The 26,485-nt window shown below is 70.5% G+C and carries 30 protein-coding genes; 12 read left to right on the forward strand and 18 right to left on the reverse strand.

Annotation, left to right across the window (positions count from 1 at the left end):
• Positions 1 to 67: 67 nt before the first annotated feature.
• The 5 genes from H4F98_RS02970 to H4F98_RS02990 all read right to left on the reverse strand — a co-directional run bounded on the left by H4F98_RS02970 (position 68) and on the right by H4F98_RS02990 (position 3,706).
• Positions 68 to 1,291 (reverse strand): DUF418 domain-containing protein, encoded by a 1,224-nt coding sequence (locus H4F98_RS02970; RefSeq protein ID WP_182685165.1) that lies wholly within the window; start codon positions 1,289 to 1,291, stop codon positions 68 to 70.
• A gap of 50 nt (positions 1,292 to 1,341) precedes the next feature.
• Positions 1,342 to 1,896: a hypothetical protein gene (locus tag H4F98_RS02975; protein WP_182685166.1), complete on the reverse strand. Its 555-nt coding sequence runs from the start codon at positions 1,894 to 1,896 to the stop codon at positions 1,342 to 1,344.
• A 90-nt stretch (positions 1,897 to 1,986) separates the two neighbouring features.
• Positions 1,987 to 2,400 (reverse strand): hypothetical protein, encoded by a 414-nt coding sequence (locus H4F98_RS02980; RefSeq protein WP_182685167.1) that lies wholly within the window; start codon positions 2,398 to 2,400, stop codon positions 1,987 to 1,989.
• A 177-nt stretch (positions 2,401 to 2,577) separates the two neighbouring features.
• Positions 2,578 to 3,084 carry a GFA family protein gene (locus H4F98_RS02985; RefSeq protein ID WP_182685168.1) on the reverse strand — a complete coding sequence of 169 codons (507 nt, stop codon included), beginning with the start codon at positions 3,082 to 3,084 and terminating at the stop codon, positions 2,578 to 2,580.
• A 76-nt stretch (positions 3,085 to 3,160) separates the two neighbouring features.
• The gene (locus H4F98_RS02990; protein WP_182685169.1) at positions 3,161 to 3,706 is read right to left on the reverse strand and encodes a YdeI/OmpD-associated family protein; all 546 of its coding nucleotides are present in this window, start codon (positions 3,704 to 3,706) and stop codon (positions 3,161 to 3,163) included.
• Between the two features lie 105 nt (positions 3,707 to 3,811).
• On the opposite strand from H4F98_RS02990, the gene H4F98_RS02995 reads away from it, so the two are divergent.
• Positions 3,812 to 4,246: a Cif family virulence factor gene (locus H4F98_RS02995; RefSeq protein ID WP_182685170.1), complete on the forward strand. Its 435-nt coding sequence runs from the start codon at positions 3,812 to 3,814 to the stop codon at positions 4,244 to 4,246.
• 105 nt (positions 4,247 to 4,351) lie between these two features.
• On the forward strand, positions 4,352 to 4,960 hold the full coding sequence (locus tag H4F98_RS03000; RefSeq protein WP_182685171.1) for a M15 family metallopeptidase: 609 nt from the start codon (positions 4,352 to 4,354) through the stop codon (positions 4,958 to 4,960).
• Positions 4,961 to 5,034: 74 nt separating this feature from the next.
• Here H4F98_RS03000 and H4F98_RS03005 read toward each other — a convergent pair whose 3' ends face one another.
• On the reverse strand, positions 5,035 to 6,756 hold the full coding sequence (locus H4F98_RS03005; protein WP_182685172.1) for a hypothetical protein: 1,722 nt from the start codon (positions 6,754 to 6,756) through the stop codon (positions 5,035 to 5,037).
• Between the two features lie 125 nt (positions 6,757 to 6,881).
• On the opposite strand from H4F98_RS03005, the gene H4F98_RS03010 reads away from it, so the two are divergent.
• The 4 genes from H4F98_RS03010 to H4F98_RS03020 all read left to right on the forward strand — a co-directional run bounded on the left by H4F98_RS03010 (position 6,882) and on the right by H4F98_RS03020 (position 10,223).
• Positions 6,882 to 7,478: an imm11 family protein gene (locus H4F98_RS03010; protein WP_182685173.1), complete on the forward strand. Its 597-nt coding sequence runs from the start codon at positions 6,882 to 6,884 to the stop codon at positions 7,476 to 7,478.
• Positions 7,479 to 7,694: 216 nt separating this feature from the next.
• Positions 7,695 to 7,829 (forward strand): hypothetical protein, encoded by a 135-nt coding sequence (locus H4F98_RS16900; protein WP_281368116.1) that lies wholly within the window; start codon positions 7,695 to 7,697, stop codon positions 7,827 to 7,829.
• On the forward strand, positions 7,830 to 8,894 hold the full coding sequence (locus tag H4F98_RS03015; RefSeq protein WP_182685174.1) for a S1 family peptidase: 1,065 nt from the start codon (positions 7,830 to 7,832) through the stop codon (positions 8,892 to 8,894).
• A 219-nt stretch (positions 8,895 to 9,113) separates the two neighbouring features.
• Positions 9,114 to 10,223, forward strand: coding sequence for an FG-GAP repeat domain-containing protein (locus H4F98_RS03020; RefSeq protein ID WP_182685175.1), 1,110 nt, complete (start codon positions 9,114 to 9,116; stop codon positions 10,221 to 10,223).
• 76 nt (positions 10,224 to 10,299) lie between these two features.
• Here the strand turns inward: H4F98_RS03020 and H4F98_RS03025 are convergent, their stop codons facing one another.
• From H4F98_RS03025 to H4F98_RS03040, 4 genes are all read right to left on the reverse strand, one after another.
• Positions 10,300 to 11,067 carry a hypothetical protein gene (locus tag H4F98_RS03025; RefSeq protein WP_182685176.1) on the reverse strand — a complete coding sequence of 256 codons (768 nt, stop codon included), beginning with the start codon at positions 11,065 to 11,067 and terminating at the stop codon, positions 10,300 to 10,302.
• Between the two features lie 100 nt (positions 11,068 to 11,167).
• Complete coding sequence (locus H4F98_RS03030) at positions 11,168 to 12,316, reverse strand: serine hydrolase domain-containing protein (RefSeq protein ID WP_182685177.1); 1,149 nt, start codon at positions 12,314 to 12,316, stop codon at positions 11,168 to 11,170.
• A 75-nt stretch (positions 12,317 to 12,391) separates the two neighbouring features.
• Positions 12,392 to 13,834, reverse strand: a complete 1,443-nt coding sequence (locus H4F98_RS03035; RefSeq protein ID WP_182685178.1) for a serine hydrolase domain-containing protein — start codon at positions 13,832 to 13,834, stop codon at positions 12,392 to 12,394.
• Positions 13,835 to 13,888: 54 nt separating this feature from the next.
• Positions 13,889 to 14,221 (reverse strand): DUF6249 domain-containing protein, encoded by a 333-nt coding sequence (locus H4F98_RS03040; RefSeq protein ID WP_182685179.1) that lies wholly within the window; start codon positions 14,219 to 14,221, stop codon positions 13,889 to 13,891.
• Positions 14,222 to 14,370: 149 nt separating this feature from the next.
• Here H4F98_RS03040 and H4F98_RS03045 point away from each other — a divergent pair, with 149 nt between their 5' ends.
• The gene (locus tag H4F98_RS03045; protein WP_182685180.1) at positions 14,371 to 14,943 is read left to right on the forward strand and encodes an RNA polymerase sigma factor; all 573 of its coding nucleotides are present in this window, start codon (positions 14,371 to 14,373) and stop codon (positions 14,941 to 14,943) included.
• Entirely contained in the window at positions 14,940 to 15,398 is a 459-nt protein-coding gene (locus H4F98_RS03050; protein ID WP_182685181.1) for a hypothetical protein, read from the forward strand. Before H4F98_RS03045 ends, H4F98_RS03050 begins: the two co-directional genes overlap by 4 nt.
• 22 nt (positions 15,399 to 15,420) lie before the next feature.
• Here H4F98_RS03050 and H4F98_RS03055 read toward each other — a convergent pair whose 3' ends face one another.
• The 5 genes from H4F98_RS03055 to H4F98_RS03075 all read right to left on the reverse strand — a co-directional run bounded on the left by H4F98_RS03055 (position 15,421) and on the right by H4F98_RS03075 (position 19,787).
• Positions 15,421 to 15,786, reverse strand: coding sequence for a PilZ domain-containing protein (locus H4F98_RS03055; RefSeq protein WP_182685182.1), 366 nt, complete (start codon positions 15,784 to 15,786; stop codon positions 15,421 to 15,423).
• Positions 15,783 to 16,343 carry a hypothetical protein gene (locus H4F98_RS03060; protein WP_182685183.1) on the reverse strand — a complete coding sequence of 187 codons (561 nt, stop codon included), beginning with the start codon at positions 16,341 to 16,343 and terminating at the stop codon, positions 15,783 to 15,785. The genes H4F98_RS03055 and H4F98_RS03060 overlap by 4 nt, the downstream gene beginning before the upstream one ends.
• A gap of 25 nt (positions 16,344 to 16,368) precedes the next feature.
• Positions 16,369 to 17,091 (reverse strand): DUF1631 family protein, encoded by a 723-nt coding sequence (locus H4F98_RS03065; protein WP_182685184.1) that lies wholly within the window; start codon positions 17,089 to 17,091, stop codon positions 16,369 to 16,371.
• A gap of 130 nt (positions 17,092 to 17,221) precedes the next feature.
• On the reverse strand, positions 17,222 to 18,694 hold the full coding sequence (locus H4F98_RS03070) for a hypothetical protein (RefSeq protein ID WP_182685185.1): 1,473 nt from the start codon (positions 18,692 to 18,694) through the stop codon (positions 17,222 to 17,224).
• Positions 18,695 to 18,818: 124 nt separating this feature from the next.
• Positions 18,819 to 19,787, reverse strand: coding sequence for a diguanylate cyclase domain-containing protein (locus H4F98_RS03075; protein WP_182685186.1), 969 nt, complete (start codon positions 19,785 to 19,787; stop codon positions 18,819 to 18,821).
• A gap of 99 nt (positions 19,788 to 19,886) precedes the next feature.
• Here H4F98_RS03075 and H4F98_RS03080 point away from each other — a divergent pair, with 99 nt between their 5' ends.
• The gene (locus tag H4F98_RS03080; RefSeq protein ID WP_182685187.1) at positions 19,887 to 20,573 is read left to right on the forward strand and encodes a type 1 glutamine amidotransferase domain-containing protein; all 687 of its coding nucleotides are present in this window, start codon (positions 19,887 to 19,889) and stop codon (positions 20,571 to 20,573) included.
• A gap of 190 nt (positions 20,574 to 20,763) precedes the next feature.
• On the opposite strand, the gene H4F98_RS03085 is transcribed toward H4F98_RS03080, so the two are convergent.
• Positions 20,764 to 22,221 carry a UdgX family uracil-DNA binding protein gene (locus H4F98_RS03085; protein ID WP_182685188.1) on the reverse strand — a complete coding sequence of 486 codons (1,458 nt, stop codon included), beginning with the start codon at positions 22,219 to 22,221 and terminating at the stop codon, positions 20,764 to 20,766.
• Positions 22,221 to 23,441, reverse strand: coding sequence for a putative DNA modification/repair radical SAM protein (locus H4F98_RS03090; protein ID WP_182685189.1), 1,221 nt, complete (start codon positions 23,439 to 23,441; stop codon positions 22,221 to 22,223). The genes H4F98_RS03085 and H4F98_RS03090 overlap by 1 nt, the downstream gene beginning before the upstream one ends.
• A 282-nt stretch (positions 23,442 to 23,723) precedes the next feature.
• On the opposite strand from H4F98_RS03090, the gene H4F98_RS03095 reads away from it, so the two are divergent.
• Positions 23,724 to 24,257 (forward strand): REP-associated tyrosine transposase, encoded by a 534-nt coding sequence (locus tag H4F98_RS03095; protein ID WP_182685190.1) that lies wholly within the window; start codon positions 23,724 to 23,726, stop codon positions 24,255 to 24,257.
• Between the two features lie 215 nt (positions 24,258 to 24,472).
• On the opposite strand, the gene H4F98_RS03100 is transcribed toward H4F98_RS03095, so the two are convergent.
• On the reverse strand, positions 24,473 to 25,306 hold the full coding sequence (locus H4F98_RS03100; protein WP_182685191.1) for a DUF5694 domain-containing protein: 834 nt from the start codon (positions 25,304 to 25,306) through the stop codon (positions 24,473 to 24,475).
• A 154-nt stretch (positions 25,307 to 25,460) separates the two neighbouring features.
• On the opposite strand from H4F98_RS03100, the gene H4F98_RS03105 reads away from it, so the two are divergent.
• The gene (locus H4F98_RS03105; protein ID WP_182685192.1) at positions 25,461 to 25,949 is read left to right on the forward strand and encodes a VOC family protein; all 489 of its coding nucleotides are present in this window, start codon (positions 25,461 to 25,463) and stop codon (positions 25,947 to 25,949) included.
• 55 nt (positions 25,950 to 26,004) lie between these two features.
• A complete protein-coding gene (locus tag H4F98_RS03110; RefSeq protein ID WP_182685193.1) occupies positions 26,005 to 26,451 on the forward strand; it encodes a VOC family protein in 447 nt (148 codons plus the stop codon).
• Positions 26,452 to 26,485 lie beyond the last annotated feature (34 nt).

Genomic DNA, 26,485 nt, shown 5'->3' on the forward strand with positions numbered 1-26,485 from the left:
CCCGCCCCCGCGGTCCACCCCCTGGATCCCGCCATCGCATCCTACGCCCGTCGCAGCGCCGCGGCACTCATGCCGTCGCCGCTGGCGCAGGCGCCATCGCCGGCCGCCGACGGAAGGGCGGTCGCTCCCCCCGCGTGGACCAGCGCCACAGCCACTCGACCGGGCCGTGGCGGTACCGCGCCAGCCAGCGTGGACTGACCCACAGTTGCAGGCCAAGGATCGCGGCCCAGGCCAGCAACACCGGCCACAGGCCGCCCCCGGGCCCGATGCCGAAGCCGATCGCGTAGAAGAGGCCCACGCCCGCCACGCTCTGGAGCAGGTAGTGGGTCAAGGCCATGCGGCCTGCCGGCGCGAACGCGCCCAGCCACCACCGCCCCGCCGGCTGCAGGAACAGCAGGACGAAACCCGACGCGTAGGCGACGCCGAGCGCGATCGACTCGAGTCGCCCCACCATCCGCAGCGCGCGCCGGGCCAGCGGCGCCTGCAACAACGGGACGGCCTCGCGCAGTTCCGCCTGCAGGCCCGCGACCAGCAGGAGCGCGAGGCCAAGCAGCCCCCCGCCGATGCACAACCGGCGCAGCAGGCCGACGTGCCGCTCCGGGTCCTGCAGCAGGCCGCGGCGCCCGGCCCAGTAGCCCAGCAGGAAGCGCGACAACACGAAGCACAGCAGCCCCCAGTTCGACATCCGCGCCCAGTTGGCGAGTTCGGCGTTGCCCTGGAAGGCAACGGCCAGCGATGGCGTCGAGAACGCGACCAGGCCCTGAGCGAACGCTTCCGGGCCGCTGGGCAGCGGCGGCAGCCACGGGCGTACCCAGGGTGCGATGAGCCCCGGCAGCAGGGCGAGGACCAGGGCCAACAGCAGCAACATACGATCGCCCAGGCGGCGCAGCGGCAGCATCAGCAGCGCGACCGCCGCATAGGTCAGCAGGATGTCGCCCCACCACAGGCACCAGCCGTGCAGCGCGCCGATCAGTGCCAGCCCGAGGACGCGACGCACGTATCGCCGGGCGCCGCCGGCGCTGGCGGCCCGGTCGTCGCGGTCGACCTGCAGGGCGAAGCCGAGGCCGAACAGCATCGAGAACAGGGTGATGAACTTCGCGTCCAGCAACCCGCCCATCAGTGACAGCACCACGCCGTCGAAGCCCGCCGAAGGCAGGGCCTCACGGGCCTCGGTCGGCAGGAATGCATACAGCGACAGGTAGCGCAGGTTGACCAGGGCCACGCCGGCTAGCGCGAAGCCCCTCAGCGCGTCGATGACCTCATGCCGGGGCCACGCCTCCCTATGGGACATGTCGCGTCCGCGGGGCGCCGGCCGACGCTGCGGGCGGCATGCCGGTCCGCTCAGTCCAGCACACGGAACGCCGTCCGCAGGGGCATCTCGATGCCGCGGTGGCGGTCCTTCAACACCACCTCCACGGTCCAGTCGCCGGAGAGGTCGTCGGCGTCGGCGACGTACAGCAGCGAGGTCGCGCACAGCAGCACATTCCCCGGCGCGCCGCCGTAGGGGCCGCTGACGCAGGCTTCGTCCGTGGCGTCCAGCTGGACCTGTCCATCGGGCTGCGTCACGCGAACACCGACCGCGGTATCGATCGCGCCGTCGACCTGGCCCGCGTTGGCGAAGAACACGAGGATGGCGAGTTTCTCGCCCCGCGCGACCTCGCTGGCTTCGCGGAAATGCGGAATGACATCGGGTGGCGTGTCCCATTTCGCCGCCCAGTCCATGTCCGGCGTGACAAGCAACATGCCGCTGAAGCCGTCGATGTAGCGGCGCGACTCGGAAGGCGGGCTCGCCCTGCCCTCACCGTCACGGAACGCCTGGGCGACGGCCACGCCGCCGAGCGCCAGCCAGGCCACGGCCAGCCACGCGCACTTCCCTATTCCCTTGCTTGCCTGCATGTCCCCGTCTCCCCTGGCGCAACAGCACCGGCAGAGCGCACTCTCGCCGTGATCGCCGGTGCAGGCAAGTCCGGCGGCGCGGAGCGCGGCTCAGCGCGGGTCGTCCACGCCCGGGGCAAGCGGTGGCCGTGCACCACCAGCCGCGCACACGGCGTCGGCGGCGACGCGAGCGTCGAGCGCGCTCCGGGCCATCCTGCCGCCAAGCGCGGCGAGCGTGTCGTCGAGCATCGCGCGCAGGGCATGCACCCGTTCGAACACGGAATGAAGCCGATCGTATGCCTGCAGGTCGCGACGCAAGCGGTCCAGACCCGGATCCCCGCACGGCCCGGTGGACACCAGCGAACGCAGCTCCGGCGGCCCGGCGTTCGCCGCGCCCATTTCCCGGCGCTCGTCGGGCGTCAGTGCGGTGAGCCCGGGCAAGGCGCGCACCAGTTGCTCGAAGGCGGCATCGGCCGCGGCGATCTGTTCGTCGGACAAGGTGATGTCCAGCAGGTCCTGGGGCACGGACGTACTCCTTTTCTCGTCTCCATGGGGCGGGCCACGGACAGCGGCCACGTGCGCGCGTCGGCATGCGCGACGCGAAAGCCCCGTTTCCGAGGGGCCTCCACAACCCCGGAAGTGTGGACCAGATGGCGGCCCGGGGCCGCTGTCGGTTCGGACAGGTCGCACCGGCACGCGCCGCTATGGGGCATCGCCGCCGCGTTCCTCCAGCAGGCCATGGCGGCGGTGCCAGTCCTCAAGCGATTCGTCCGGGAACTCCGCCAGGCGGGTCTCGCCCTTCCCCGCCGGGACCTGGACCCAATTGGCCTTCGAGTCGAGCAGCATGTGCACGCGCGCGGGCGCTTCGGGCAGGGGCGTGTCGATCGCGGAGGCATGGGGATGGAGCAGCCCAGGCCAGCGCGGATCGAAGGCCCACAGCGCGCTCCCGCACTCACGGCAGAACCGGCGCTCGCCGCGACTGATGCGGCACGCGCCGTCGTCCTCTCGGATGCGCGCGTGGTACAGGCCCAGGTGCGCCTCGCCTTCGACCTCCAGCGTGTCGGCCCAGGCGCCCAGGTTGATCGCCGCGCCGGTGCCGCCGGCGGTCTTCCGGCAGATCGAGCAGTAGCAGTAGAGGAACGGCACCGGCGCGTAGGCTTCGCAGCGGAAGCGCACCTTGCCGCAGTGGCAGGATCCTTCGAGTTGCATGGGCGTCCATCCGTCGTCGGGACGCCCGAGCCTAGCGCCACCGCCCTGACGGTCGCGTGTGCAGGCCGCGGTGCCGCTAGGCGGCCTGCGGCGCGCCGAAGGCCTTGCTGAACTTGCCCGAGCGGTCGAAGCAGCATACGCGGCGCTTGCCGGATGCCAACATGTCGCAGGCGCCGGCGACCCGCTTGTCGCGCGTCTCCGCCTTCTTCGCCGTGGTGATCCACAGGATCCAGTCGCGGCGCGCGACCAGGGTGATGTCGTTCCAGACGGCACGCGCGGCCGGATCGGCGTCGAGCGCCTTGCGCAGGTCGGGCGGCAGCTCCGGCTCGAGCTGCTCTTCCGAGTGCCGGATCTCGAGTGCGACGCCGTCGCCCACCTCGACCCCCGCCGCCTCGCGCAGCGCGCGCGTCACCTTCAGCCAGTGGCTGCCCTCGCCGTCGGGCTCCAGCGTCGCCTTGAAGTCCTGGTCGCCGAAGCGGCCCTCGACGGTCGTCATCGCCCGCGTCGGCAGTTTCGCGCTGGCGGCCGCGGGCAACACCAGGAACGACCAGCTCGCGCCTTTCGGCGTGGCGGGCCGCATCAGGCGGGCTTCGAAGCGGATGGAATCGGATGTCTTGGCCATGCGCTGAATCTAGCAAACGCCCGGCACGGTTCAAGTCGCACGCATGCGTGGACAGCCCGGGCGTCTTGCGTGAGGCTTCACGCATCCCCCGCCGGAACCGCCGCCATGCCCACCGACCTGGACTCGATCGACGCCGCCATCGCCGGCATGTACGCAATGATCTCGGGCCCGGCCGGCCCCCGCGACTGGCGCACGCAGGACGACTGCTTCCATCCCGACTGCCGCCAGGTTCGTACCGGCGTGGATGCCGACGGCAATCCCTGGATGCAGGCCTTCGACCTCGCCTCCTACCGCGAGAACGTCGACCGCCTGCTGGCTTCGCAGGGCTTCCACGAGGTCGAGACGGCGCGCGAGTTGCAGGTCTTCGGCAACATCGCGCATGCATGGAGCACCTACGAGGCCCGCGTCGCGCCCGACGCGCCGGAGATCGAGCGCCGCGGCGTCAACAGCATCCAGCTGTACCGCGAGCCGGATGGACGCTGGCGCATCATCCACATGATCTGGGACAACGAACGACCGGGCCTGTCGCTGGCACCCTGAGGCTTGCGGCCCGGACCGCTACCGCCGTCGCAGGCGCCGCACGCACGGCGTGGCACCATCGGGCCGTGGGCCAGGCGGAGCAGGAACCCGAAGGGAGCAAGGGCGATGAAGACCGAAGACATGATCCGCGCGGTGCAACGCAAACTGGGCGTCGTCGTCGACGGCCGCGCCGGACCGCAGACCTGGGGTGCCATCCATCGCTACGTCGTGCAGCCCGCTGCAAGGCCCCGGGTCGCGTTCACCGCCCCCGGCGATCGCGCCAGCGACCGCAGCGAACGCGCCATCGCCCCCCTGTTGCCGGAGGTGCGGCCCTATGCGCGCGCCCTGTACTTCAAGGCGCGCTCGCTGGGCATCACGCTGGAGATCATCAGCGGCCTGCGTTCGTTCGAAGAGCAGGACCGGTTGTATGCACAGGGCCGCAGCACGCCGGGGACGAAGGTCACGGGCGCCCGGGGCGGCCATTCGACGCACAACTTCGGCATCGCCTTCGACATCGGCATATTCAGCGGCAATCGCTACCTGCCGGACTCGCCGGCGTACCAGGCAGTCGGCGCGCTGGGCATCGACCTGGGACTGGAATGGGGCGGCAACTGGAAGACACTCGTCGACCGCTCGCACTTCCAGCTGCGGCCACAATGGGCCCTCGACCTGACCGAGCGCCGCATGCTCACCGAGTTGCGGCGCCGGGTCCGCATGGACGAACCGGTCTTCTGAAGCCTCCACGGCCGTATGCCGTGTTGCCCTGGTGGCGGGATGCCGGCCTCGCGCCGCCCCCGCCCCTGGCAGCGCTACTGCGCCGACCCCTGGGCGGGCGAGGCGTAGCACAGCGGCACGTCGCAGACGAATTGCCGGCGGCAACTCCACATGCCCTGCGACTCCACGCACGTCTCGTCGGTGAAATGACCGCCACCACCGCCGGTACAGGACGGCGCGGCGAGCGCCGCCAGGCGGGCCTCGGCCTCGGCGCGACTGCCGACGATGTAGGGCGTGCTTTGCGGGCGGAGCTGCGGGCCGGTGCTGGCGCATGACGGCGACGCACCGCCCGCCGCCGTGCCGGATGCGCTCGAAGAATCGGCGAGCGACCGGCCCACGCCCACCACAGCCTGCGTTTGCGTCTGGGCCTGGGCCTGGGCCAGTTGAGCCTGCGCCTGTTGCATCTGCATCTGCGCCTGTTGCGCCTCTTGTGCCTGCCGAATCTGCTGCGCCTGTTGCGCCTGCGTCTGCGCGTACATCGCGGCGCCCTGCGCGAGGCCCTGGTCGATCGAGCCCTGCAGCTGCGCTTCCATCGCCTGCTGGCTTTCCATCGCGGCCATGGTGCCCACCGCCAAGCCCTGCGCGATGGCGCCGAAGGTGGCCCAGCGCTCGGCGCTGCGAGCGGCCTTGTCGGCCTCGTTGCGCGCCATCACCGCCTCCCAGTTCCGGCGCTCCACGGCCTCGCCGCGCGCGACCAGCACCCCGGCCTCGCCCGCGCTGTAGCCGATCATCGGCGTCGTTTCCCCGGGGAACGGCATGTCGCGGCGGTCGTCTTCCGGGCGCCAGATCGTTTCGATGAGGTAGTCGCCCGGACCGCTGGAGACGATGCGCGTACGCGACTCGTCCTTGCTCGCCATGCCGAAATCGCGCCAGAAGGAATAGGGCCGGCGATGCCATTCCGACACCAGCACGCCGCCCGCCGTGCGCCGGAACACCACGCTCCGCTTGGCGTAGCCATCCGACAGCTCGGCCTGGACCACGTCGGGGCTATCGCCCGGCGAGAAGGTCCACGTCGACGAACCGATGCCGTAGGTGCGCTGCAGCAACTCGATGCGACCCTTGCGATCACGCGAGATCGAATCCACGCGGACCTGGACGTCGGGTGCATCGTCCAGGTGATTGGGCGACCAGTAGGTGCCGACCAACGCCTCCAGGATCGACCAGGCCGAGCCGTCCATCGCGATGCTCGCCGTCCCGGCCCCGCCGATCGGCTGGGCGGCTCCGCCGGCCGGGTCGGTCGCGACCGCGACGGCAACCGCCGTGTCGCTGGACGCGCCCAGGAAAACGAAATGGTTGTAGTCGTCGACCGGCAGGATCGAGGCGATGCGTTCGCCATCGAGCTTCACCCGCCGGACCTCCCAGGCGCCATCGTCCGACAGCCCCACGCGATACGGGAGCTTGAGCAGGCCCTTGCCGATGAAGAGCACGCTGCCGTCGGCCTGAAGCGTGCCGTTCCACTGCTTGTTGCCCAGCACCGAGGACGTCAGCAGCAGGCGGCCGGGCGCATTGCCAGGCTGGATTTCCTCGCGGTTGGCGACCGACCCGTCGCCGGGATTCAGGTATTCCTGCACGAGCACCTGGCCCGGCACCTGCCATTGCCAGCGCAGGGTGTAGGCGCGCTCGCCGCCGGACGCCGTGCGTCCGGCGACCTCGGCGAAATCGCCCCAGACGGCCGGGTCGGCGCCCGGTTCCCCGGCCCGCACGGGCGACGCCCATGCCAGGCAGGCGTACAGCAGCGCCAGGATGTACTTGCCCATCGATGCCCCCTGTCGCCACCCCCTGCGGCGTCCATGCCGATAGTGCGACTTCCGTCACCGTTCGGCAATAGGCCGCGCATGCGTCGGCTATGCTCGCCCGCCTCCCCCGACGAGGTCAGCGCCCCATGCATTACTACCGGCTCCTGGAGGACGTCCCCGGCGACACCGCCTCGCTGTTCCAACGCAGCCATGCGGGCGTGGAGACCAAGACCGGCCGCAGGCTCGTCGACTACGAGGCCTGCGACGCCGGCGCGCCCTTTCGCGGCCCGCTGGTCTGCGAGCTCGACCGCGACAGCCCGGACGCCCATTGGCCAACCCTGTTCTGTTCCCCGGCCCTGATCGCGACGCGCGGCTTCCTCGACGACCTGCAGGCCCTGGGCATCGACAACCTCGAGGTGCATCCGGTGCGTATCGAGGGCGACGACCTGTCCCAGCCCGACGAGTCCTACGTCCTGCTCAACATCCTGGGTCGCGTGTCCTGCGCGGACCTGGCGAACTCCGACGTCGCCCGTATCGACGAAGGCGGCGATGCCGACGAAATCCATCCGATGCGGATCATCGACCGGCTTGTGCTCGATCCGGCGCGCATCGGCGTCCTGGACATGTTCCTCGTCGACGAGGACACCGATTGCATCATCGTCAGCGAGCGGGTCGCACGGCACCTGCAGGCAAAAGGCCATCCCGACATCCGCTTCGAACGCCTGGCACAGCGCAGTCGCTGAGCGATCGCACCCCGGCCCTGGCCGACCGCGACCGGGGCACCGGCAACGACCTATCCGAATCGTGAGCCGCGTCGCTCTTTCCGGGTAGGGGGCGGCGAGGCGCCGCCGTTCCAGCACGCACGGTCGCCCAGGCGTCCCGGCCACGCCCCCACTGGCGATGCCGCCCGGCCTGCCGTCACTGCTGTCCACGCCCACTACTGGAAAAGGAGTTTGGCAATGCGCAAGTTCAGTGTGTCGGTCCTCGCCGCCGTCGTCGCGATGACCCTGTCCGGAGCCGCCCTCGCCGCCGATGGACTCTCGCCCGCCCTGGAGGCGGCCATGCAGCGCGACCTCGGCCTCAGCGGCCCGTAGTTGGCGCAGTACCTCAAGGCCGAACGCCTGGCCATGCAGCAGGAGAAGGTCGCCGAGCGGCAGCTGGGCCGCGAGTTCGCCGGTGCCTGGCTGGAACGCAAAGCCAATGGCAGCTTCGGCCTGGTGGTCGCGACCACCTCCAATACGCGCCCGGCGGGCGTGCCAGGCGCTGAATCGCGCCATGCGCGCCACAGCCTGGCCGCGCTCAATGCCACCAAGGGCCAGCTCGACGACCAGCTTGCCCGTCGCGCCGGTGCACCGCGCGGGGTGTACAGCTGGGCCGTGGACCTGCCCAGCAACAGCGTCGTGCTCGGCGTCGCGCCGGGCGCGGAGGACGCCGCCATCGACTTCGTCGCCCGCAGCGGCCTGGACGCCAGCACCGTCCGTTTCGAGCGCATGGACCAGGCACCGCAGCGGCGCGCTGCCATCCAGGGCGGCCGCGGCATCCTGCGCGATCCCGGCGATGGCTACCTGTACGCCTGCTCGAGCGGCTTCGCGGTGACCAAGGGCGCCACGCCCGGCCATTGCGGCGACGTCGGCGAGATCGTCTACCAGGAGGTCTCGCAGTGGACGCCGGGCGTGCGCCTGGGCGCGTTCGCCGCCTCCGCGATGCCCGAAGGCAACCAGACCGGTCCCGACCGCGGCTGGGTGCAGGTCGACAGCACCCACACCCTCTCGCCGAGCGTGTATGGCTACGGCAAGGGCGACGTGACCGTGCGCGGCGGCACCGAGGCGCCGGTGGGCACCGCGATCTGCCGCTCCGGCCGCACCTCGGGCTGGCACTGCGGCGCGATCGGCAGCAAGAACGTGACCGTGTCCTACGTCAACGACAGCGGCCAGCCGGACGGCACGGTCACCGGCCTCACCCGCACCACGGCCTGCGCCGAGGGCGGCGATTCCGGCGGTTCGTACATCACCGGCGTGGGCCAGGCCCAGGGCGTGCTGTCCGGCGGCAGCGGCAGCTGCAAGGGCCGCCAGGGCCGCAATGGCGGTGGCAACAGTTACTTCACCCCGATCAACGCCATCCTCGGTGCCTATGGCCTGAGCCTGCGCACCAGCCCCTGATCCATCCGGACATGGGACTTCGAAGCGCCCCCCGCACGTCGCGGGGGCGCTTTCGTCCCGACCCTGCGCCTGGACCCGGCGAGCGCGAGCACCGCCCCTGACCTTCGACACTGGGGTGCGGCCAGGCCTGCCTCCAGACTGGCCCAAAGGCGTCCGGGCCCGCTTTCCCGCACGACGGGGCCGGCCCGGGATGCCTGCCCATCGGCCCCCTGGATCGCCATGCACCTGACACCCTGCGTCGCCCTGCTGCTCTTGATGCCTTTCGCCGCCGCTGCCGAGGACATCAGGTTCGTCAACCATGACGGGTTCCTGTCGGTGGGAACAGGCACCGAACGCACGGCCTCGATCACCCTGGTCGACATGGACGGCGATGGCGACCTGGATGCGCTGGTGGCGAACGGCCGCCATTGGGCGGAACAGAATTACCTCTACCTCAACGACGGCCATGGCGCCTTCAAGTCCGGACGCCCCGTCGGTGAGTGGATGGACGCCTCGTACGCCATGGCCGCCGCGGACTTCAACGGCGACGGTCGCATGGACATCGCCGTCGCCAACGACAAGGTCCAAAACCGGCTGCTGTTCGGAAACGCCAGCGGCGGCTTCGATGCCGCCGGTGATTTCGGCGACCCCGCCCTCGCTTCGCGCAGCGTGGCCGCCGTGGACATCGATGCCGATGGCGACGTCGACCTGGTGGTCGCCAATCGCTTCGGCCCCAACGAAATCGCCCTCAACGACGGCACCGGGCGCTTCGACCGCGTCACCCGCTTCGGCGACGCCAAGGGCCCGACGATCCAGGTCCATGTCGCCGACATCGACGGCGACGGCTGGCTCGACCTGGCCACCGCCGAGCGCGGCGCGCCCGGGCGCGTCCACCTCAATGACGGCCATGGCGGCTTCGACGCCGGTCTCTCCTACGGCGAAGCCGACGACGACACGCGCGCGGTCGCCAGCGGCGACATGGACGGCGATGGACGCCTCGACCTGGTGACCGGCAGCCTGCGGACGGGGTCGACGATCCATTACGGAGACGGCCGCGGCGGATTCACCCGGCGGCGCGTGCTGTCGACGGCGCATGCGACCGCCTCGGTCGCGGTCGCCGACTTCAATGGCGACGGGCGGCTGGACGTCGTCGAGGGCAACAGCGAGCAGGCGAATGTCGTGTTCCTGTCGCAGGCGGACGGCCGCTACCGGGAGATGGCGCTTCGCCCCGAACTGGCCGAAGACACCTACCACGTCTCCTGCGGCGACCTGGATGGCGACGGTCGCCCCGACATCGTGGAGGCGAATTCCGGCGAAACCAATCTCTATCACCTCGTCCGGGCGGACTGACCGCCTTCCAATCGCCCTTCGGGCACATCGTCGGGACGCCCACCCTCCCTGCGCGTCCTTCCGCTGCCCACCCCGCTCAGGGGGCCTTTGCGTGCCCAGGCGGGCCCGCGCGCGCGGCGAGGCGCTCTCCGCCGCGACCGTGGCGCTGGCGCGAGGCCGTGTTCACCGAACCGCCGACATCGAGCACGTACTCGAAGTTCTGCACCATGTTGCCGTAGCTGCGATCGGCATCGACCCCATAGTTGGCGCCCACCACGATCGTGTGCCGACCCGGCGCGAGCGGCCGGATCAGCAACCAGTAGCCATCGGCGGCGGCGAGCCGCCCGGGACGCTTCCCGGCATCGCCCGCCCCGTTGGCCCCTTCGCGATCCTCGTCCATGTCGAAGCATCCATGGCTGCGCACGCGGTAGCGCGCCACGTCCCGGACCGGCTCGCCGTCGATCAGCACCACGGCACTGTTGAGTCCGTCGTTGTTGACTGCAGCCGCCGCCTGGAGCTCACTGCAGCGGCGCCTTACGTAGCCCTTCGGCGCCCGCGGCGGGTTGCTGTGCAGCATGTTGATGACCGGCAGCAGCAGGTGGCGATCGGCCGGGATGGTGCACTCGCGGCGCGCGGTGAAGCTGCCATCGGTCCCCGCGAGGAACCAGACCGGACCCGCCTGGCCCAGATCGCACAGTCGCCCGTCCGGATCCTGGTAGGGCGCGACCGGCAACGACTCGGCCCAGCGCCACCAGTGTTCGGTCAGCTCGCCGAAGTCCGTGCCTTCGACGGACGCATCGGGCGCCAGGACGCGCGGATCGATGTCCCCACCCGACGCGGCCACGCTGCCCGCGACGACGAGCATTGCGATCGCCAGTCCCCGGCTGATGCTCCTCGACGCGTCCCGCATCCCTGCCCGCCTCCGATCCTGCGTGCCGGGCAGGCTACCCGATCTCCCGCCCGGCTCAAAGCGCATCGGGCGCGGCGGTGGCGGGCGCGCCCAGCCCGGCGAAATCGGCGAGGAAGGTCGCCGCGACCGGGCTGGTCTCGATCTCGGCGCGCACCGCCGAGTTGTCCCACCACAAGGCTTCGGTGTTGGCCAGCACGATCAGGGTCAGGCTGCGCTCGGGCACTTTGAGGTACATGGCCGAGTAGCGGCCCGGGTCCCAACCCGAATGCCAGAGCAGGCGTTCGCCCCGCCATTCCTGGGCGAACCAGCCCCAGCGGTAGTCGCCGGCAGCGGCCTCGACGGGCGCGTCGAAGATGCGTGCATGCCAACCTTCCGGCAGCAGGCGGCCGGCGTCGAGTGCGGCGTCGAACTGCGCCAGTTGGCGGACGCTCGCCTTGATGCCCGCGGCGGCGCGGAAGTCGTCGTCGGACACATTGTTCTTCCGGCGCTTGCCGTCCACGACTTCGAAGGGCGGCGCCAGCAGGCGCAAGGCGGAACCGCCCTGCGGATCGCGCCAGCCCAGGGCCAGGTCGTGGATGCCGGCCGGGTCGATCATGCGCTCGCGGACGATGGCGCGCAGGTCGCGCCCGCCTGCGCCGCTGATGACGCGATCGATGCGCGCGTAGCTGACCGGGTTGTAGACGAACTGCGACCCATCGCCGTTGGCGCGCATGTTGAGCATGTCGCGAAGCGTCACCCCCCGCGTGCAGTCCATCGCCGGCACCGGCGTGCCGTCGGCCTCGCGGCCGCCGCTGCCGAACAGGATCTCGCTGTGCGAAAGCCAGTCGCAGGTATCGGCCCAGTCCGGATCGGCCGCCATCGGCGTGTCGAGGTCGAGCGCTCCGGCCTCGGCCTCCGCGATGATCGCAGCGGCCGCGATCGGCTTGGTCACCGAGGCGATGGAGAACGTGGTGTCGATGGTGGCCTCGACTTCGGCCTCGTCGTCGGACCAGCCATAGGCCTTCGCCCAGAGCGGCCGGCCATCGCGCAGCACCGCCACCGCGAGGGCGGGAATCCGGTGCTCCTCGCGGAACGCGGCGAGGTAGGCATCGAAATGCGCGATCGCCGCCGCGTCCCGCTCGCCGGGACCGGCGGCCGATGGCGATGAGAACGACGCGACGAACGACGCGGCGACAAGCAGCACGATCATGGGCATGCGAGGCATCGGGGCTCCCTTTTTCCCTGGACGTCCTGTCAGGGTAACAAGTCCGCCCGAGCCGGCCCCTCCCGTGCGGTGCGCCTAGCCCTCCGCACCACCGAGCGCATCGCGCCAGGCGCGTGCGCGCGTGGCGTCGAAGCGCTGGCGCCAACGCGCGGTGGCGCCAGTGGTCGCGCCTTCCGTTGCTTCTCTCTCGAGCGCCATCTCCACCACCGCCGATGCGCGTTCCGGGGCGATGCTGCCATCGACCAGGCCGAGCACGAAGGGCGCGATGGCATCGTGCGCGGCCTGCCGCTCCGCCGCTGGCAGGCCGGCCCCGGCGACGAGCCGGGCATCGGCCGCGTAGAGGAAGCGCGCCATGAAGGGCGGCGAGCGCGGGAGCATGTTCGCCAGCTGGCCCACCTGGCCCGCGGGCATCCGCTGCAGGTAGAGCCAGATGTCGCGATCGATCGCCGCCAACAGGGCATCGGCACCCGGCCACGTGGCCTCGAGCACCGGCCGGGTCAGCAGCTCGCCGTTGTCGCCATTGGTCAGTATGACCAGGCCGTCGCCGCTGGCGGGCGCCACGTAGACCTGGGTGCGCACGCCGGGCTCGCGGCCGTCGTGCGAAAGCACCGTCGCGCCCTCGACCTCGCTCACCCGCCAGCCGAGGCCGAAGTGCTCGGCCGCGCCTGCATGCAGGGCCTGCGGCCGCTGCATCTGCGCGAACATCGGCGCCGGCAGGCCGGCACCGCGCGCCACCCTGGCGGTGAATCGCCCGTAATCGCCGATGGTGGTGAACATGTTGGCGGCGGCATTGGGCCCGCGCTTGCGCAGGTACGCCATGTCGTAGGGCGTGCCGTCGGCGCCGAAACCGATCGCAAGATGGCCTTCGATGCGTGCGTTCCAGCCGAACGAGGTCGAGCTCATGCCCGCGGGCGCCAGCACGTGGGCGCGCATCAGCGCCGGCATCGACTCGCCCGCCCGGTGCTCGATCGCGCGACGCAGGTACTCGTAGCCCTCGCCCGAGTATTCGTGGCGCTCGCCCGGGGCGAACGCGAACGCCAGCGGCGCGTCGCCGCGCCAGTTGGGCAGGCCGGTCTGGTGGCTCAGGGCGATGCGCGGCGTCAGGGCCAGGTGGCGTGGATCGCCGGCGACGTCGGGGTCGACCCAGTCCGCGGCGAGGGACTCATCCAGCCCCGGGCCACCGTCGGCCGCCCGGTGCAGGGCCATCATGGCGAACACGGGCTTGGTCAGCGAGGCGACGTTGAAGATGGTGTCCGCGTCGAGCGGCTCGCCGGCGTCGCGCTCGCCCCATGTGGATGTCCAGGCCAGGTGGCCGTCGCGCACGCGGGCGATGGCCACGCCGGGAACACGGGTGCGCGCCATCCATTCGCCGAGGGCGGCATCGAGGCGGGTCCGTTCGGGACCCGCGGCGGCGACGGTATCGCCTCCGGTCGAGGGGTCGCCGGGGGTGTCGGTCGCGGCGGCGGGCAATGCGCTGCCCGCCAGCAGCACGCCCGTGAGGACGAGGCCAGGTGTCATGGGGATTCCTTGTGGAGGGGCCGCGCGCCCGGCGGGCGCGGGCCGGGTGGACGGTCAGTGGCGACCGCGGGGGAGGAAGTGGTAGCCGATCATGCCCAGCCCGATCGCGCCGAAGAGGATGCCGTAGCTGGCCGCGTCCTCGGCGGTGAGGTTGGCGACGTCGATCAGGCCGAAGGCCAGTCCGGTCAGGACCAGCACCATGCCCCACTTGAGCGTGGCCTGGTGGCGGTTCTCCTGGTCGGCCAGGAGCAGGGTCCGGATCAGGTCTTCGCTGGCGTGGGTCTCGGCCAGGCGCCGGCGCAGCCGGCTTTCGACGACGGCGCGGATCGCGAGCACGATGCAGACCGCGAAGACCATCGGGATGAACAAGGCAATGATGTCGACCATGGGGCGTCTCCAGGGGCACCATGCCCCGTTTGCAGGAATGGAGACGGCCAACGCGCGTCCGGTTGCATCCAAGGCGGATGGGATCGCCCTTCGCCGCGGATGACCCGCTCCACGTGCAACCGGGGGCCGTCCCGGTGTATCCAATGGGCATGGAACAAGGACCGGAGGACGATCGGAACCTGGTGGCCGCCGTGATGGCGCGCCGCCCGGGCGCGTTCGAGCACCTGGTCACGCGCTACCAGAAGCTGGTCTGGCACCTGGTCCATCGCATCGTCCAGCACCCCGAGGACACGCGCGAGCTGGCCCAGGAGGTGTTCCTGCAGGTGCACCGGCGCCTGCACCAGTTCCGTTTCGAGAGTGCGCTGGGCACGTGGATCGGCCGGATCGCATTCAGCGTCGCCAGCCGCCACATGCAGCGCAAGCGCCTGCCGATGGTCGAGCCCGACGAGGACGGCGTGTCCCCGGCCGAGCGCGTCGAGGACGGCTTCGATCTTGCCGCCAGCGTCGCCGATGCCGAGCTCATGCGCCACCTGCACGCCGCGATCGACGCCCTGCCCCCCTTGCAGCGCACGCTGGTCACGCTGTACCACGTGGACGAGCTGGGCATCGCCGAGGTGGCGCGCATCACCGACCTGCCCGAAGGCACCGTCAAGAACTACCTGTTCCGCGCCCGCCAGCGCCTGCGCCGGCACCTGGAATCCCTGGAGGCCTGTCCCTCATGAACACGCATCGCCCCGACCCCGATCCCAACGCGTCGGACGTCGCGCAGGACGCCCGACGCCAGGCCGAGGCCGAGCGCCCCGCCACGGCGGGTGGCGCGCCCGACCCGCGCACGGACCGCTACCGCGCCGTCTACCACGCCATTCGCAGCGCGCCCATGCCCGAGCCGCCCGCGAGCTTCGCCCTGCAGATGGAGCGCCTGGCGCTGGCCGCCGACGCATCCAGCGACACCCGGGCACGCGGTGGAAACGACACCTGGCTGCTCGGCCTGCTGCCGGGCGTGGCCGTGCTGGCCCTGGTGGGCTGGGGCGGCGCGGAAGTGATCGAGGGTCTGCGGACCAGTGCCGCGCACTGGCGCGGTCTGCCGTGGCCGATGCTGCTGGCGACCGGCGCCGGCCTGGCGGGCGCCTGGGCCTTGGACCGCTGGCTGGCGAAACAGCGCCCGAGCCCGCGCTGATTTCCCTACGGCACGGTCGCGCTCAGGCCGCGCCGGCATCCACGCCCGAGGCGACCAGCCAGTCGCCCAGTCGCTCGCGGTTGGACGGCTCCAGGTGGACGAAGCGCAGGCCGACGAGGATCGCGCCATCGGCCTGGCGCTGCTGGCGCACCACCTGCACGCCCGCTTCCACCGGCAACCGGCGCTCGCCCACGGGCAGCTCCATCCGCAACTGGTACAGCGCCTGGTCGACCAGCGGCTCGACGACCTGCATCTTCATCCCGCCGCGCGAAACGTCGCGGGTCAGGCCCATCGCACGCTGGGTCATGGCGTTGACCACCGGCACCAGCACGTCGACGGCTTGCCGCGGCGCGCGCCGCCCGCCCGTCTCGTGGCCTTCGGCCGTCATCGCTGTCCCCCGGTCCCGGTGAGCAGCCAGGCCTGTCCGTTGGCGAGCAGGCGCGAGACGGTATCGCTGTCGATCCAGGCCTCCTGGCCGCTGTCCTCGCTGGCGAGCAGCACGTGGTGGGTGTCCCGGCGATGGTCGCGCAGCCGTGCGCGGACGATGCCGCCATCGCGACTGAAACCGATCAGCGCGCCCTGCGGCAACGCATCGAGCCGGGCCTGCCAGCGCCGCGCGTCGCGCGCGCCGGCCGTCACGCCGGCACCGCCCATGTCCACCAGGGCGGTGGACAGGCGCTCGGCGTCGACACCGGAATAGCCGACCATCGCGAGCGACCCGGCGATCCACTCGCGGATGGCCGGATCGATGGCATTGCCCGCGCGGATCGCGTCGACCACCTCGGCGACCACCATGCGGCAGCGCAACCACTCCGGCGACCTCGGGCCGAAGCGGGACACCAGTTGCACCATCGCCGCCACCGCCTCGGCGCGTTCGGTCAGGCGACTCGCCGGCAGCGTGCCGGGCGGCGCGAGTTCGTCGAGGGTGGCGTTGACGATGCGCATCGCCTCGATCGCCGACAGCAGCCCATCATCCGCGGCGGCGGCCGGCGCCTCGGCGCCCTGCCCGCGCCCGGGGTGGCTGGCGCCTGCGCGCGCGCAGGGGGATGAAGCTCAGGCCGGGCAGGATCCCGGCGTCGTCGAGCAGGGCATTGGCGGTCTGGATGCAGGCCTCGTAATGCCGGCCGATCTCGTTGTCGTAGGCGTTGTACAGGACCACGCGGGCATGGATCGGCAGGTCGATCGCCTGTGCCGCGATGCGCAGCGCGCGGCAGCATGCCTCCGGGCCGATGGGCAGCGCGGCGGCATCCAGCGGCGGGCGCTCGAGCAGCACAGCGAAGCGGTGGCCGAGCAGCAGCAGCGGCAGGCTGGCGCGCGACGCATGCCGGGTCGCGACCGCGGCAAGGGCGTTGTCTTCGTCGACGATGTGCTCGTCGAGGAGCATCAGCGGCTGCAACTGGTCGCCGAGCAGGCCCCGCGACAGCGAGGGGGCCGCATGGTCGTACGCGGCCTCGCATTCCCGGCCCAGGGCCTGGTTGAACGCTGGTATGAAGCCGTCCTTGCGCCGGCCCAGGGCCTCGCGGGTATCGACCCATTGCACGAGCATCGCGTCATCGCGCTCATCGCGCGCGCGGCGGATCACGGCGGCGTCGAGCTGGTCCAGGATGATCGACAGATCGGGCCGCAGGTCGGCCAGGAACCGCTCGAGCACCTGGTCGATCGCGTGACGCGCGCGGCGGGGTATCGCTTCCATGCCCCATTCAAGCCCCCCCTTCATCTAGGCAGGGTGAACGGGAGGCACGAATTCCATCATTCCGCTGAACGGACGCCGGTTATGTTACGTGCGGCGCCGCTTCAGCGGCGAGCCGTCACTGCACGTGCCCTCACCATACCGGGTAGTCCTGCACCCGCCCCACCGCGTCGATCGCGGCAAGCACGTCGGGACGCGCCAGCATGGCGTCCATTCGCTGCTCGGTTTCGAGCTCTCCCGGCAGCGGCGTGGGCTCGAGGGATCGCTGCGCCAGCAGGAGCGCGTCGCCGCGCAACCTCGGATCCTGCAGGCGGCGGACATACAGGGCGGCGGCCTCATCCACATCCCCGATGCGGAGCAGCGCGCGCATCAGCAACGCCTCGTTGCCGTCGGCAACCGCGCGGAGACGATCGAGCAGGCGCATGGCATCGTCGCTGCGGCCTTCGATGATGGCCGCATGCAGCAGTACGGCATCCCGCCACGCCTTGTCCGGCGCTTCGGCCATGACACCCAGGCCATCCGCCATGGCGATCGCCTCGGCGGGGCGCATGCGGGCGTTGTACCAGCTCGCCAGGCTGAGTCGCTGGGTGATGTTGGGCTCTCCTGCTTCCGGCAGGCCGCTCGCGCGCCTGAGGGCGGCCTCGGCCTCGTCGAGGCGTCCCTCGCGCCGGAGTGCTGTCGAGAGAATGGCCAGGGTGGCGTTGAGATCGTCCCCGTCGTGGTAGACGGGACGTCGCGGATCCTCGCCGTCGATGCGCGCCACGATGTCCTCGGCGATGGCGACGACCTCCGTGCTGCGCCCGGCCGCCAGCATCGCGTCCATCCGCTCGTGCTCGGTATAGAGGTTGCGCGGGTTGTCCGCGGCCATCGACGCAAGGCCTTCCACGAGCACGTCCAGGCGATCGCCCACAAGGGTCGGGTCCGTCGCCAGCAGTCCGTCGAAACGGCGGTCGGCCTGCATGCGTATCAGCGGATCGGGCCAGAAGACGTTGTCGACGACATGCTGGGCGCGTTCACGCTCCTCCCGCTCCACGAGCGTCAGGGCCAGTTCGTACCAGAGCGTGCTGGCCGCCTCCTCGCCCGGTTTCCAGTTCGACTCGAACAGCGTCAGCATCAGTTCCAGGCGCTTGTCCGACTCGCGGGGCAGGTGCCTCACCAGCGCCAGCACGTGACCCGCCGACATGCCGTTGTACAGCTCGGGCCAGCTTTCGAGTATCCGCAGCAACGCATCGATCGAAGCGTCGTGGTGGCCCAGTATGTCCTCGACCATGGACAGGCGATGCCAGTCGTCCGGATCGCCCGGATCCATGCGTACGGCGTCGCGATAGAAGCCGGCGGCCGCCTCGTAGCGTCCGGCGCGTACCTCCACCCACGCCGCCGAGGATGCCAGGTAGCGCTTCTCCCCCGGGCCGAGCGTCTCGAACAGCGGCTCCGCCATGACGGCGGCCATCGCTGTCCTCGCGGCGTCCAGCTCATCGGTGGTCAGCGCCAGCGTGGTCGCCTCCTCACGGCGCAGGGCGTATGCGGTCGAGGCCTCCCGGTCCTGCGCCGATACCCTGGGCGGTGCCATCTCCTGGCTGTCATACGAGGGCAACGTCGATGCCATGGCCGGCAAGGCCGCCACGAAAATCAAGAGTCCCGCCACACCCACGCACGTTGCTCTCATCTGGGTCCCCTGTTCCCTTCAAGGCTGCGCAGGTGCCGCGCTGGCCCGATATCCCCTGAGGTGATTATTCCAGCACTTGGATCTGGTCGCGGCCGCGGGCCTTGGCGTCGTAAAGACGTCGATCGACCGCGGCGAGGAAGTCGCGGGCGGTGTCGCCGCCGGCTGGACGCGCGGTGCCCACGCCGAGGCTGGCGGTCACGATGTCACTGACGTCCGAGCCGCCGTGCGGGATGCGCAGCCGGGCGATGCCGCGCACGCAGGCCTCGGCGGCCTCGCGCGCGGCGACTTCATCGGCACCCGGCAGCAGCAGGATGAACTCCTCGCCGCCGAAACGCGCGACCACGTCCCCGGGCCGTTGCGACAGTTCGTGCAGCATGCCGCCGACGCGCTTGAGGCACTCGTCGCCGGCCACGTGGCCATGGGCGTCGTTGTACTGCTTGAAATAATCGATGTCCACGATCACCAGCGACAGCGGCACCCCGCCTTCGCGCGCGGCCTTCCATTCCGTGCCCAGGCGGGTATCGAACATGCGCCGGTTGGCGATGCCCGTCAGTCCGTCCGTCATCGACAGGCGCTCGAGTTCGCGATGCAGGCGCAGGAGTTCTTCTTCGTCCTTCTTGCGCTCGCTGATGTCGAACATGAAGCCGACCAGGCTGTCGACCCCGCCATCGGGACGGCGCACGACGTGGACGACATCGCGGATCCAGACATAGCGCCCGTCATGGGTCATCGCGCGGTAATCGGCCTCGTGGTCGACACCGGCCTCCGACTGCGCCACGCAGAAGCCGACCACCCGCTCGCGGTCCTCCGGATGCATGCGTGCCGCCCAGTCCTCGACCGTGCTCCAGCTGTCCTGCGGCCAGCCCAGCAGGGCCTCGATCTGCGGCCCGATGTAGGCGAAGCGCATGCTCGCCCAATCGATCTTCCACGGAATCGCGCGGGTGGACTCCAGCAGCGTGCGGTAGACATCCGCATCGGCCATGGCCTCGCGGAGGGTGGCATCGACGGGGTCGGGGGTCGTCAGGTCGTTCATGGCGCGATAGTAGCCAAAAAATGGACGCGGCCCGCACCGGCTTCACGCCCGGTTTCGGTGGCGACCGCTAGGGTCTTGGCCTTCCCCATGGAGCGCGACATGAAGATCCTGATGGTGCTGACCTCCCACGACCGGCTGGGCGACACCGGCGAGAAGACCGGCTTCTGGCTGGAGGAATTCGCCGCGCCCTATTATGTCTTCAAGGACGCCGGCGCCACGATCACCCTCGCCTCGCCGAAAGGTGGCCAGCCGCCGCTGGACCCCAAGAGCGACGCCCCGGACGCGCAGACCGATGCCACCCGCCGCTTCCGCGACGATGCCGACGCACGGGCGGCGCTCGCCTCCACCGAGGTCCTGGCCGGGATCGACCCCGAGCGCTTCGACGCAGTGTTCTACCCCGGGGGCCACGGGCCGCTCTGGGACCTGGCGAACGACCGCGACTCCATCGCCCTCATCGAGTCCACCCACGCCGCCGGCAGGCCGGTCGCACTGGTGTGCCACGCCCCCGGCGTGCTCCGCGGCGTCAAGGGCAGCGACGGCGACCCGCTGGTCCAGGGCAAGCGCGTTACCGGGTTCACCAACAGCGAGGAGGCCGCCGTGGGCCTGACCGACGTGGTGCCGTTCCTGGTCGAGGACATGCTCAAGGAAAACGGCGGCCACTACGAGAAGAAGGACGACTGGGCCAGCCACGCCATCACCGACGGTCACCTGGTCACCGGCCAGAACCCGGCCTCGTCCGAAGCCGCCGCCGAGGCCGTGCTCGCCCTGCTCGGCAAGAAGGCCTGAAGCCCGCGGCCCCGTCCCGCCGCCCTTCGCTGTAGGGTGCAATAAGCAAAGCGCATTGCACCAAGGCCCGAACTGCCCCACCCCCTTCCCCGTCCCCTTCCCCGAAAGGCTGGATTCCAGCGTTCGCTGGAATGACGGGTGGGGGTGGCGCCAGGATTCTCGAATCCCGGCACCGGCGTATCGGGGACGCTCAGACTGGCCCGTCACGCTCGCAGGCTTCCCGGACCTTCGCGAGGTCGGCGACGAACGCGGCCCAGGCGGCTTCGCGCTCGGCCACCGGCAGGCGCAGCAGATACGCCGGGTGGAAGGTCGGCATGACCGCCGCGCCCGTCGCCGAGGCGTGCCAGACGCCGCGGTCGGCGTTCACCGACACGCCCGCGCCCAGCAGGGCGCGGGCGGCGGTATTGCCCAGGCACAGGACGAATCGCGGCTTCACCCGCTCGAGCTCGGCCTGCAGCCACGGGCGGCAGGCCGATTGCTCGGCGGCACTGGCACGCGCATGCAGGCGGCGCTTGCCACGCGGCTGGAACTTGAAGTGCTTCACCGCGTTGGTCAGGTACAACCCCGCCCGGTCCAGCCCGGCCGCCACCAGGGCTTCGTCCAGCAGGCGGCCCGCCGGGCCGACGAAGGGCCGCCCGGCCAGGTCTTCGGCGTCGCCGGGCTGCTCCCCGACCACCATCACCCGGGCATCCACGGGCCCTTCGCCCGGCACCGCCTGCGTGGCGGGTCGCCACAACGCGCACTGGCGACAACTGCGGACCGCAGCGGCCAGCGCATCGGCCTCCATCGGCAGCGCGACATCGCGCGCCGTACGCGCAGGTGCCCGCTGCGCCCGTCGCGGCGTGGTCGGCGCGGCATCGACCATCGCCTGCATGCGCCCGCCGGCCTCGCGTATGAGACCGGGGATCAGCGCGGCTTCGGGCAGGTTCTTCCAGTAGCGGACCGGCATCTCCTTCACCATCGCGTCGACCTTCAGCCGAGCCGGATTGAAGATGTTGGCGTAGTAGACGCGCCACAGCGCTTCGAGCGCGTCTCCGTCGGGCGCGTCCGCGCGTTCCGCGCCGGGGCCCAGGCGCAGCGCCTGGCCGTCCCAGTGCGCGCTCCGCAGCGGCGTCAGGATGGACCAGCGCATGCCGGCGAAACGCCGCGCGAAGAACGGCGCGACCTGGGCCAGGACGTCGTGCACCGGTTCGAACCAGGCCACGTACACGCTGCCGTCGGCCGCCTGGACTTCGCGGAGTCGCACGAAGGCCTTCATCTTGTGCTTCTCGCGATTCACCGCCTTCGCCGCATCCGCGGCCCAGGCCACGTCGTCGTCGGTCGCCATGCCCAGCAGCGCGCGCTCGCCATGGACGAGGCGCCACAGCAACCGGTACAGCACCGCATGGCGTCGCGGATCGGCGTGCGCGATCACGCGTCCGGCCAGCGACAGGAACGCCGCCGGCACCTTCGCCTGCGCTACGGCCGGCACGGGTCGCGCGCCGCTCGCAAGGCCTTGCCCCGGGGCCGCCAGCGCGCCCAGCAGGTCCGCCTGAGCGCCCACGTCCCACAGCACGTGCTCGGGGGCGATGCCGTCCGCCAACAGGCCGCGCGCGGCCTGCCGCCATTCGGCCAGGTCGGCGCCATCGTCCAGCGAGACGCGGCGCATCAGTGGCCGAACAGGTCCGCCTGCGCCGGCGGACGCGCGGCGGCGGCACGGATGAGCCGGCTGTCGACGTCGGCGCGCGGCCGATGGTCGAGCGTGACGATGAACGGCGCGACCTTGCCCATCGCCACGCGGAGCCGGACCAGGTCGTCGTAACGCAGGCGGCGGTGGCGGCGCATGACCAGCAGCTTGTGCACCGTCCGGGTTCCCAGCCCGGGCACCCGCAACAGCATCTCGCGGTCTGCCGTGTTGAGGTCGACGGGAAACTTCTCGCGATGGCGCAGCGCCCACGCCAGCTTCGGGTCGATGTCCAGGTCGAGCATGCCCGACTCCCCCGGCGGTGCGATTTCGCCGACATCGAAACCATAGAAGCGCATCAACCAGTCGGCCTGGTAGAGGCGATGCTCGCGCAACAGTGGCGGCGGGCGCAGCGGCAGCGCCCGCGAGGCATCCGGTATGGGGCTGAACGCGGAAAAATACACCCGGCGCAAGCGATAGCTCGCGTAAAGGGTGCTGCTGGTCTTCAGCACGTCGCGGTCGCTGGCCGCGTCGGCACCGACGATCATCTGCGTGCTCTGCCCCGCGGGTGCGAAACGCGGGGCTTTCTTCTCGGCCCGTGCCTCGTCGATTCCCAGGCGCAGGCGGCCCATGGAGCGCCTGATGTCGCCGGCATCCTTCTCCGGCGCCAGCGCGTTGAGTCCGGACTCGGTCGGCATCTCCACGTTGATGCTCAGCCGGTCCGCCCAGCGGCCCGCCGCGGCCAGCAGTTCGGGCGAGGCGTCGGGAATGGTCTTGAGATGGATGTACCCGCGGAACCGCTCCTCCACCCGCAGGCGACGCGCGACCTCCACCAGCATCTCCATGGTGTAGTCGCTGGACTGGATGATCCCCGAGGACAGGAACAGGCCCTCGATGTAATTGCGCCGGTAGAAGTCCATCGTCAGGCGCACGATCTCATCGACCGTGAAGCGCGCCCGCCGCACGTTGGAGCTGCGCCGGTTGATGCAGTACGCGCAGTCGTAGATGCAGAAGTTGGTCAGCAGCACCTTCAGCAGCGAAATACAGCGGCCATCGGGCGCGTAGGCATGGCAGATGCCCATGCCACCGGTCGAGCCGATGCCATCGCTCCCGCGCGAGTCCCGCTTGCGGCCGCCACTGGACGAACAGGACGCATCGTACTTGGCCGCATCGGCCAGTACCGCGAGTTTTTCTTTCAGTTTCATGCAGTTATAGCCTGCCCGCCTCCCGTCTCACCAGGTGAGACGGGAGGCTGTTCAGGATGGACATGAAGGGCCCTGCATCGCCCGTGATTCAAATCATCCGCCCCAGGCACCGGCGCGCCCCTGGCGCCGTTAACGCAAGTGGCAGCCTCCACCGTAGGATGGGCCGAGCGAAGCGGCACCCGTCATTCGCCGGCGCCACACCGTCGAAGCAGGATGTCGGTATCTGTAGGGTGCATCAAGCGGATCGCAATGCACCTGCATCGGCGTCAAGGAGGACGCGACATGCCCCAGTATCGGCGCGCCTGGCACCCGGGCGGCACCTGGTTCTTCACCGTCAACCTGCTCGAACGCGGCAAGAACGACCTGTTGCTGCGCGAGGCCGACCTGCTACGCCAGACAGTGCGAAAGGTTCGCGGACGCCACCCCTTCCGCATCCATGCATGGGCGGTGCTGCCCGATCACCTGCATTGCCTCATTGAGCTCCCCCAGGGAGACACGGACTTCGCCCTGCGTTGGCGACTCATCAAGGGAGGCTTCTCCCGCGGCCTGCCACGGGACGAGAGACGCTCATCGGTGCGACAAAGGCGCGGCGAGCGCGGCATATGGCAACGCCGGTATTGGGAGCACCTCATACGGGATGGCGACGACTATCGGGCACACATGGACTACGTCCATTTCAACCCGGTCAAACATGGCCTGGTCGCCCGCGTGGCCGATTGGCCGCATTCCACGTTCCACCGCTGCGTGGGCGCCGGACTCTATTCCCTGGACTGGGGCAACGCCAGTCTTGCGGAGGGTCTGACCTGTTCCGACTGATCCCATCCGGCGCAATGCGCTACGCTTAGTGCGCCCTACGGTATCCCGGTGGCGGCGGACCGGCACGGTCCAGCACATTCGTAGGGTGCAATAAGCAAAGCGCATTGCACCACCGCCCGCCGCGCCTGCCTGAGACATCCGGATTCCACCCGCCTGTGCTCCATCCGGCGCAATGCGCTGCGCTTATTGCGCCCTACGGGACGTGCTTCGCGCCCTCAGTCGCCGGCCTCAAGGTAGGGGCGCACGTCTTCGGCGACCCGGCGGTCGTCGACGGCCAGGAGGTCCTTCAGGATCGCGGTGTGACCCTGCCCGGCCAGGACGACGACCCGGTCGCCCGGTCCGGCGGCCTTCTGGATGTTGGCGTACATGCGGAAATTGCGATGCCACCAGCTCGCCGAGGCGTCGGCGCCCGCGAAGCCGTCGCCGGCGCCGACGGCGTTGGTCCGCAGGTACAGGCCCTTGTTGACGGCATCGCGCCCAGGATCGCTCGCCAGTTGCAGCAGCTGCGCCAGCGACAGGCTCGACTGCTCCCGGTCCTGCTCGGCGGAGAGCGCCTTGAAGCGCGCCTCGATGTCCTCGCGCGCCCGGGTGTCGTGCGCGTCCATGTAGTCGAACATCGGCTGCGCGTCCCAGCCCACCTGGTCCTCGTCGAAGCAGGTCACGCCCGACAGGCCTGCCTGCTGCGCCAGCCGGAACCCTATCTGATAGGTCTCGTTCGTGGGCAGGTCGAAGTCTCCGGCGACGTACTCCTCGAACTGCGCGTCGTAGCGCGCCTGGTCGCCCGGGCTGCACTCGGCCAGCACCGCGGTGGGCTCGAAGCCGGCCAGGCGCCCGGCGAGGCCGTCAAGGTAGGCCTGGTGGGCGGGCGTGGTCACGTCCACGACCCCGCTCTTGACCATGTCCCGCCCCGGATTGGCGAAGTGGAACATGCCGAACATCATCACCCGCGCCGGCGCGGGGGCGCCCTCGGGCGGCGCGGCAAGGGCCGTGGCGGAAAGCGCCGCCAGGGCGGTGGCGAGGGCGGTTCGGACCAGCAGTTGCGTGCGCATGCGGCAGCATCCTTGTGTCGGGGGCCTGAGCTTACAGATGCGCGGCGGCCGCGTGGGGTTTAGCCCGCGTGGCCGGCGTGTCGATCCGGCCAGCGCCCGTTCGTCTAAGGGATACGTGCACGCCATGCACCCCACCCCGACAGGAGCCCGAGCGATGGCCACCCCCGCCAAGAACACCATCTGCCTCTGGTACGACGGCAACGCCCAGGACGCGGCCCGGTTCTATGCCGAGACCTTCCCCGAAAGCGAAGTCACCGCCATCCATCGCGCCCCCGGCGACTATCCCGACGGCCAGGAAGGCGACGTCCTCACCGTCGAGTTCACCGTCATGGGCATCCCCTGCCTGGGCCTGAACGGCGGACCGGCCTTCAAGCACGACGAAGCGTTCTCGTTCCAGGTCGCGACCGACGACCAGGCCGAGACCGACCGCTACTGGAACGCCATCGTCGGCAACGGCGGCCAGGAGAGCGAATGCGGCTGGTGCAAGGACAAGTGGGGCCTGTCCTGGCAGATCACCCCGCGCGTCCTGACCGAAGCCTTCACCCACCCCGACCGGGCCCTGGCCAAGCGTGCGTTCGACGCCATGATGACGATGAAGAAGATCGACATCGCCGCCATCGAAGCCGCCGTGGCCGGGAAGTGACCCCACGACCCCACCCCCGTGTTCGCACGCCCGTTCCCCCACCCAAGGAGACACCATGAAGATCGTGACCAGCCTCAGCTTCCAGGGACAATGCCGTGAAGCCTTCGAGTTCTACGCCAAGGTCCTGGACGGCAAGATCACCGCCGCCTATCCCTACGGCGACGCGCCGCCCGACATGCCGATCACCGGCGAAAAATACAAGGACTGGCTGATGCACTGCTGGCTCGACGTCGGCGACCAGTCGCTGATGGGCGCCGACATGGACGTCGAGTGGAGCCCCAACATCGACAAGCCCAAGAACGGTTTCGACGTCACCCTGCACACCGAGGACGTGGCCCAGGCCGAGCGCTGGTTCAAGGCGCTGTCCGAAGGCGGCAAGGAGGTGATGCCCTTCGCCGCGACCTTCTGGTCCCCCGGCTTTGGCTCCGTGGTCGACAAGTTCGGCGTGCCGTGGATGGTGAACACCATCCCCGCCGGTGACGGCAAGCCGCCGCAGGGCTGAGGCGTCGCATGCGAGGCGATGTGGGCCCTACATC

Origin of the sequence: Marilutibacter spongiae, from assembly GCF_014145325.1 — a bacterium.
In the GTDB taxonomy this organism is placed as follows: domain Bacteria; phylum Pseudomonadota; class Gammaproteobacteria; order Xanthomonadales; family Xanthomonadaceae; genus Marilutibacter; species Marilutibacter spongiae.

Bases quoted from the DNA above. Each gene is read 5' to 3' on its own strand.
- H4F98_RS02970 (WP_182685165.1), bottom strand. From the start codon at position 1,291: ATGTCCCATAGGGAGGCGTGGCCCCGGCATGAGGTCATCGACGCGCTG.
- H4F98_RS02975 (WP_182685166.1), bottom strand. From the start codon at position 1,896: ATGCAGGCAAGCAAGGGAATAGGGAAGTGCGCGTGGCTGGCCGTGGCC.
- H4F98_RS02985 (WP_182685168.1), bottom strand. From the start codon at position 3,084: ATGCAACTCGAAGGATCCTGCCACTGCGGCAAGGTGCGCTTCCGCTGC.
- H4F98_RS02990 (WP_182685169.1), bottom strand. From the start codon at position 3,706: ATGGCCAAGACATCCGATTCCATCCGCTTCGAAGCCCGCCTGATGCGG.
- H4F98_RS02995 (WP_182685170.1), top strand. From the start codon at position 3,812: ATGCCCACCGACCTGGACTCGATCGACGCCGCCATCGCCGGCATGTAC.
- H4F98_RS03000 (WP_182685171.1), top strand. From the start codon at position 4,352: ATGAAGACCGAAGACATGATCCGCGCGGTGCAACGCAAACTGGGCGTC.
- H4F98_RS03005 (WP_182685172.1), bottom strand. From the start codon at position 6,756: ATGGGCAAGTACATCCTGGCGCTGCTGTACGCCTGCCTGGCATGGGCG.
- H4F98_RS03010 (WP_182685173.1), top strand. From the start codon at position 6,882: ATGCATTACTACCGGCTCCTGGAGGACGTCCCCGGCGACACCGCCTCG.
- H4F98_RS16900 (WP_281368116.1), top strand. From the start codon at position 7,695: ATGCGCAAGTTCAGTGTGTCGGTCCTCGCCGCCGTCGTCGCGATGACC.
- H4F98_RS03020 (WP_182685175.1), top strand. From the start codon at position 9,114: ATGCACCTGACACCCTGCGTCGCCCTGCTGCTCTTGATGCCTTTCGCC.
- H4F98_RS03025 (WP_182685176.1), bottom strand. From the start codon at position 11,067: ATGCTCGTCGTCGCGGGCAGCGTGGCCGCGTCGGGTGGGGACATCGAT.
- H4F98_RS03030 (WP_182685177.1), bottom strand. From the start codon at position 12,316: ATGCCTCGCATGCCCATGATCGTGCTGCTTGTCGCCGCGTCGTTCGTC.
- H4F98_RS03035 (WP_182685178.1), bottom strand. From the start codon at position 13,834: ATGACACCTGGCCTCGTCCTCACGGGCGTGCTGCTGGCGGGCAGCGCA.
- H4F98_RS03040 (WP_182685179.1), bottom strand. From the start codon at position 14,221: ATGGTCGACATCATTGCCTTGTTCATCCCGATGGTCTTCGCGGTCTGC.
- H4F98_RS03045 (WP_182685180.1), top strand. From the start codon at position 14,371: ATGGAACAAGGACCGGAGGACGATCGGAACCTGGTGGCCGCCGTGATG.
- H4F98_RS03050 (WP_182685181.1), top strand. From the start codon at position 14,940: ATGAACACGCATCGCCCCGACCCCGATCCCAACGCGTCGGACGTCGCG.
- H4F98_RS03055 (WP_182685182.1), bottom strand. From the start codon at position 15,786: ATGACGGCCGAAGGCCACGAGACGGGCGGGCGGCGCGCGCCGCGGCAA.
- H4F98_RS03060 (WP_182685183.1), bottom strand. From the start codon at position 16,343: ATGCGCATCGTCAACGCCACCCTCGACGAACTCGCGCCGCCCGGCACG.
- H4F98_RS03065 (WP_182685184.1), bottom strand. From the start codon at position 17,091: ATGGAAGCGATACCCCGCCGCGCGCGTCACGCGATCGACCAGGTGCTC.
- H4F98_RS03070 (WP_182685185.1), bottom strand. From the start codon at position 18,694: ATGGCATCGACGTTGCCCTCGTATGACAGCCAGGAGATGGCACCGCCC.
- H4F98_RS03075 (WP_182685186.1), bottom strand. From the start codon at position 19,787: ATGAACGACCTGACGACCCCCGACCCCGTCGATGCCACCCTCCGCGAG.
- H4F98_RS03080 (WP_182685187.1), top strand. From the start codon at position 19,887: ATGAAGATCCTGATGGTGCTGACCTCCCACGACCGGCTGGGCGACACC.
- H4F98_RS03085 (WP_182685188.1), bottom strand. From the start codon at position 22,221: ATGCGCCGCGTCTCGCTGGACGATGGCGCCGACCTGGCCGAATGGCGG.
- H4F98_RS03090 (WP_182685189.1), bottom strand. From the start codon at position 23,441: ATGAAACTGAAAGAAAAACTCGCGGTACTGGCCGATGCGGCCAAGTAC.
- H4F98_RS03095 (WP_182685190.1), top strand. From the start codon at position 23,724: ATGCCCCAGTATCGGCGCGCCTGGCACCCGGGCGGCACCTGGTTCTTC.
- H4F98_RS03100 (WP_182685191.1), bottom strand. From the start codon at position 25,306: ATGCGCACGCAACTGCTGGTCCGAACCGCCCTCGCCACCGCCCTGGCG.
- H4F98_RS03105 (WP_182685192.1), top strand. From the start codon at position 25,461: ATGGCCACCCCCGCCAAGAACACCATCTGCCTCTGGTACGACGGCAAC.
- H4F98_RS03110 (WP_182685193.1), top strand. From the start codon at position 26,005: ATGAAGATCGTGACCAGCCTCAGCTTCCAGGGACAATGCCGTGAAGCC.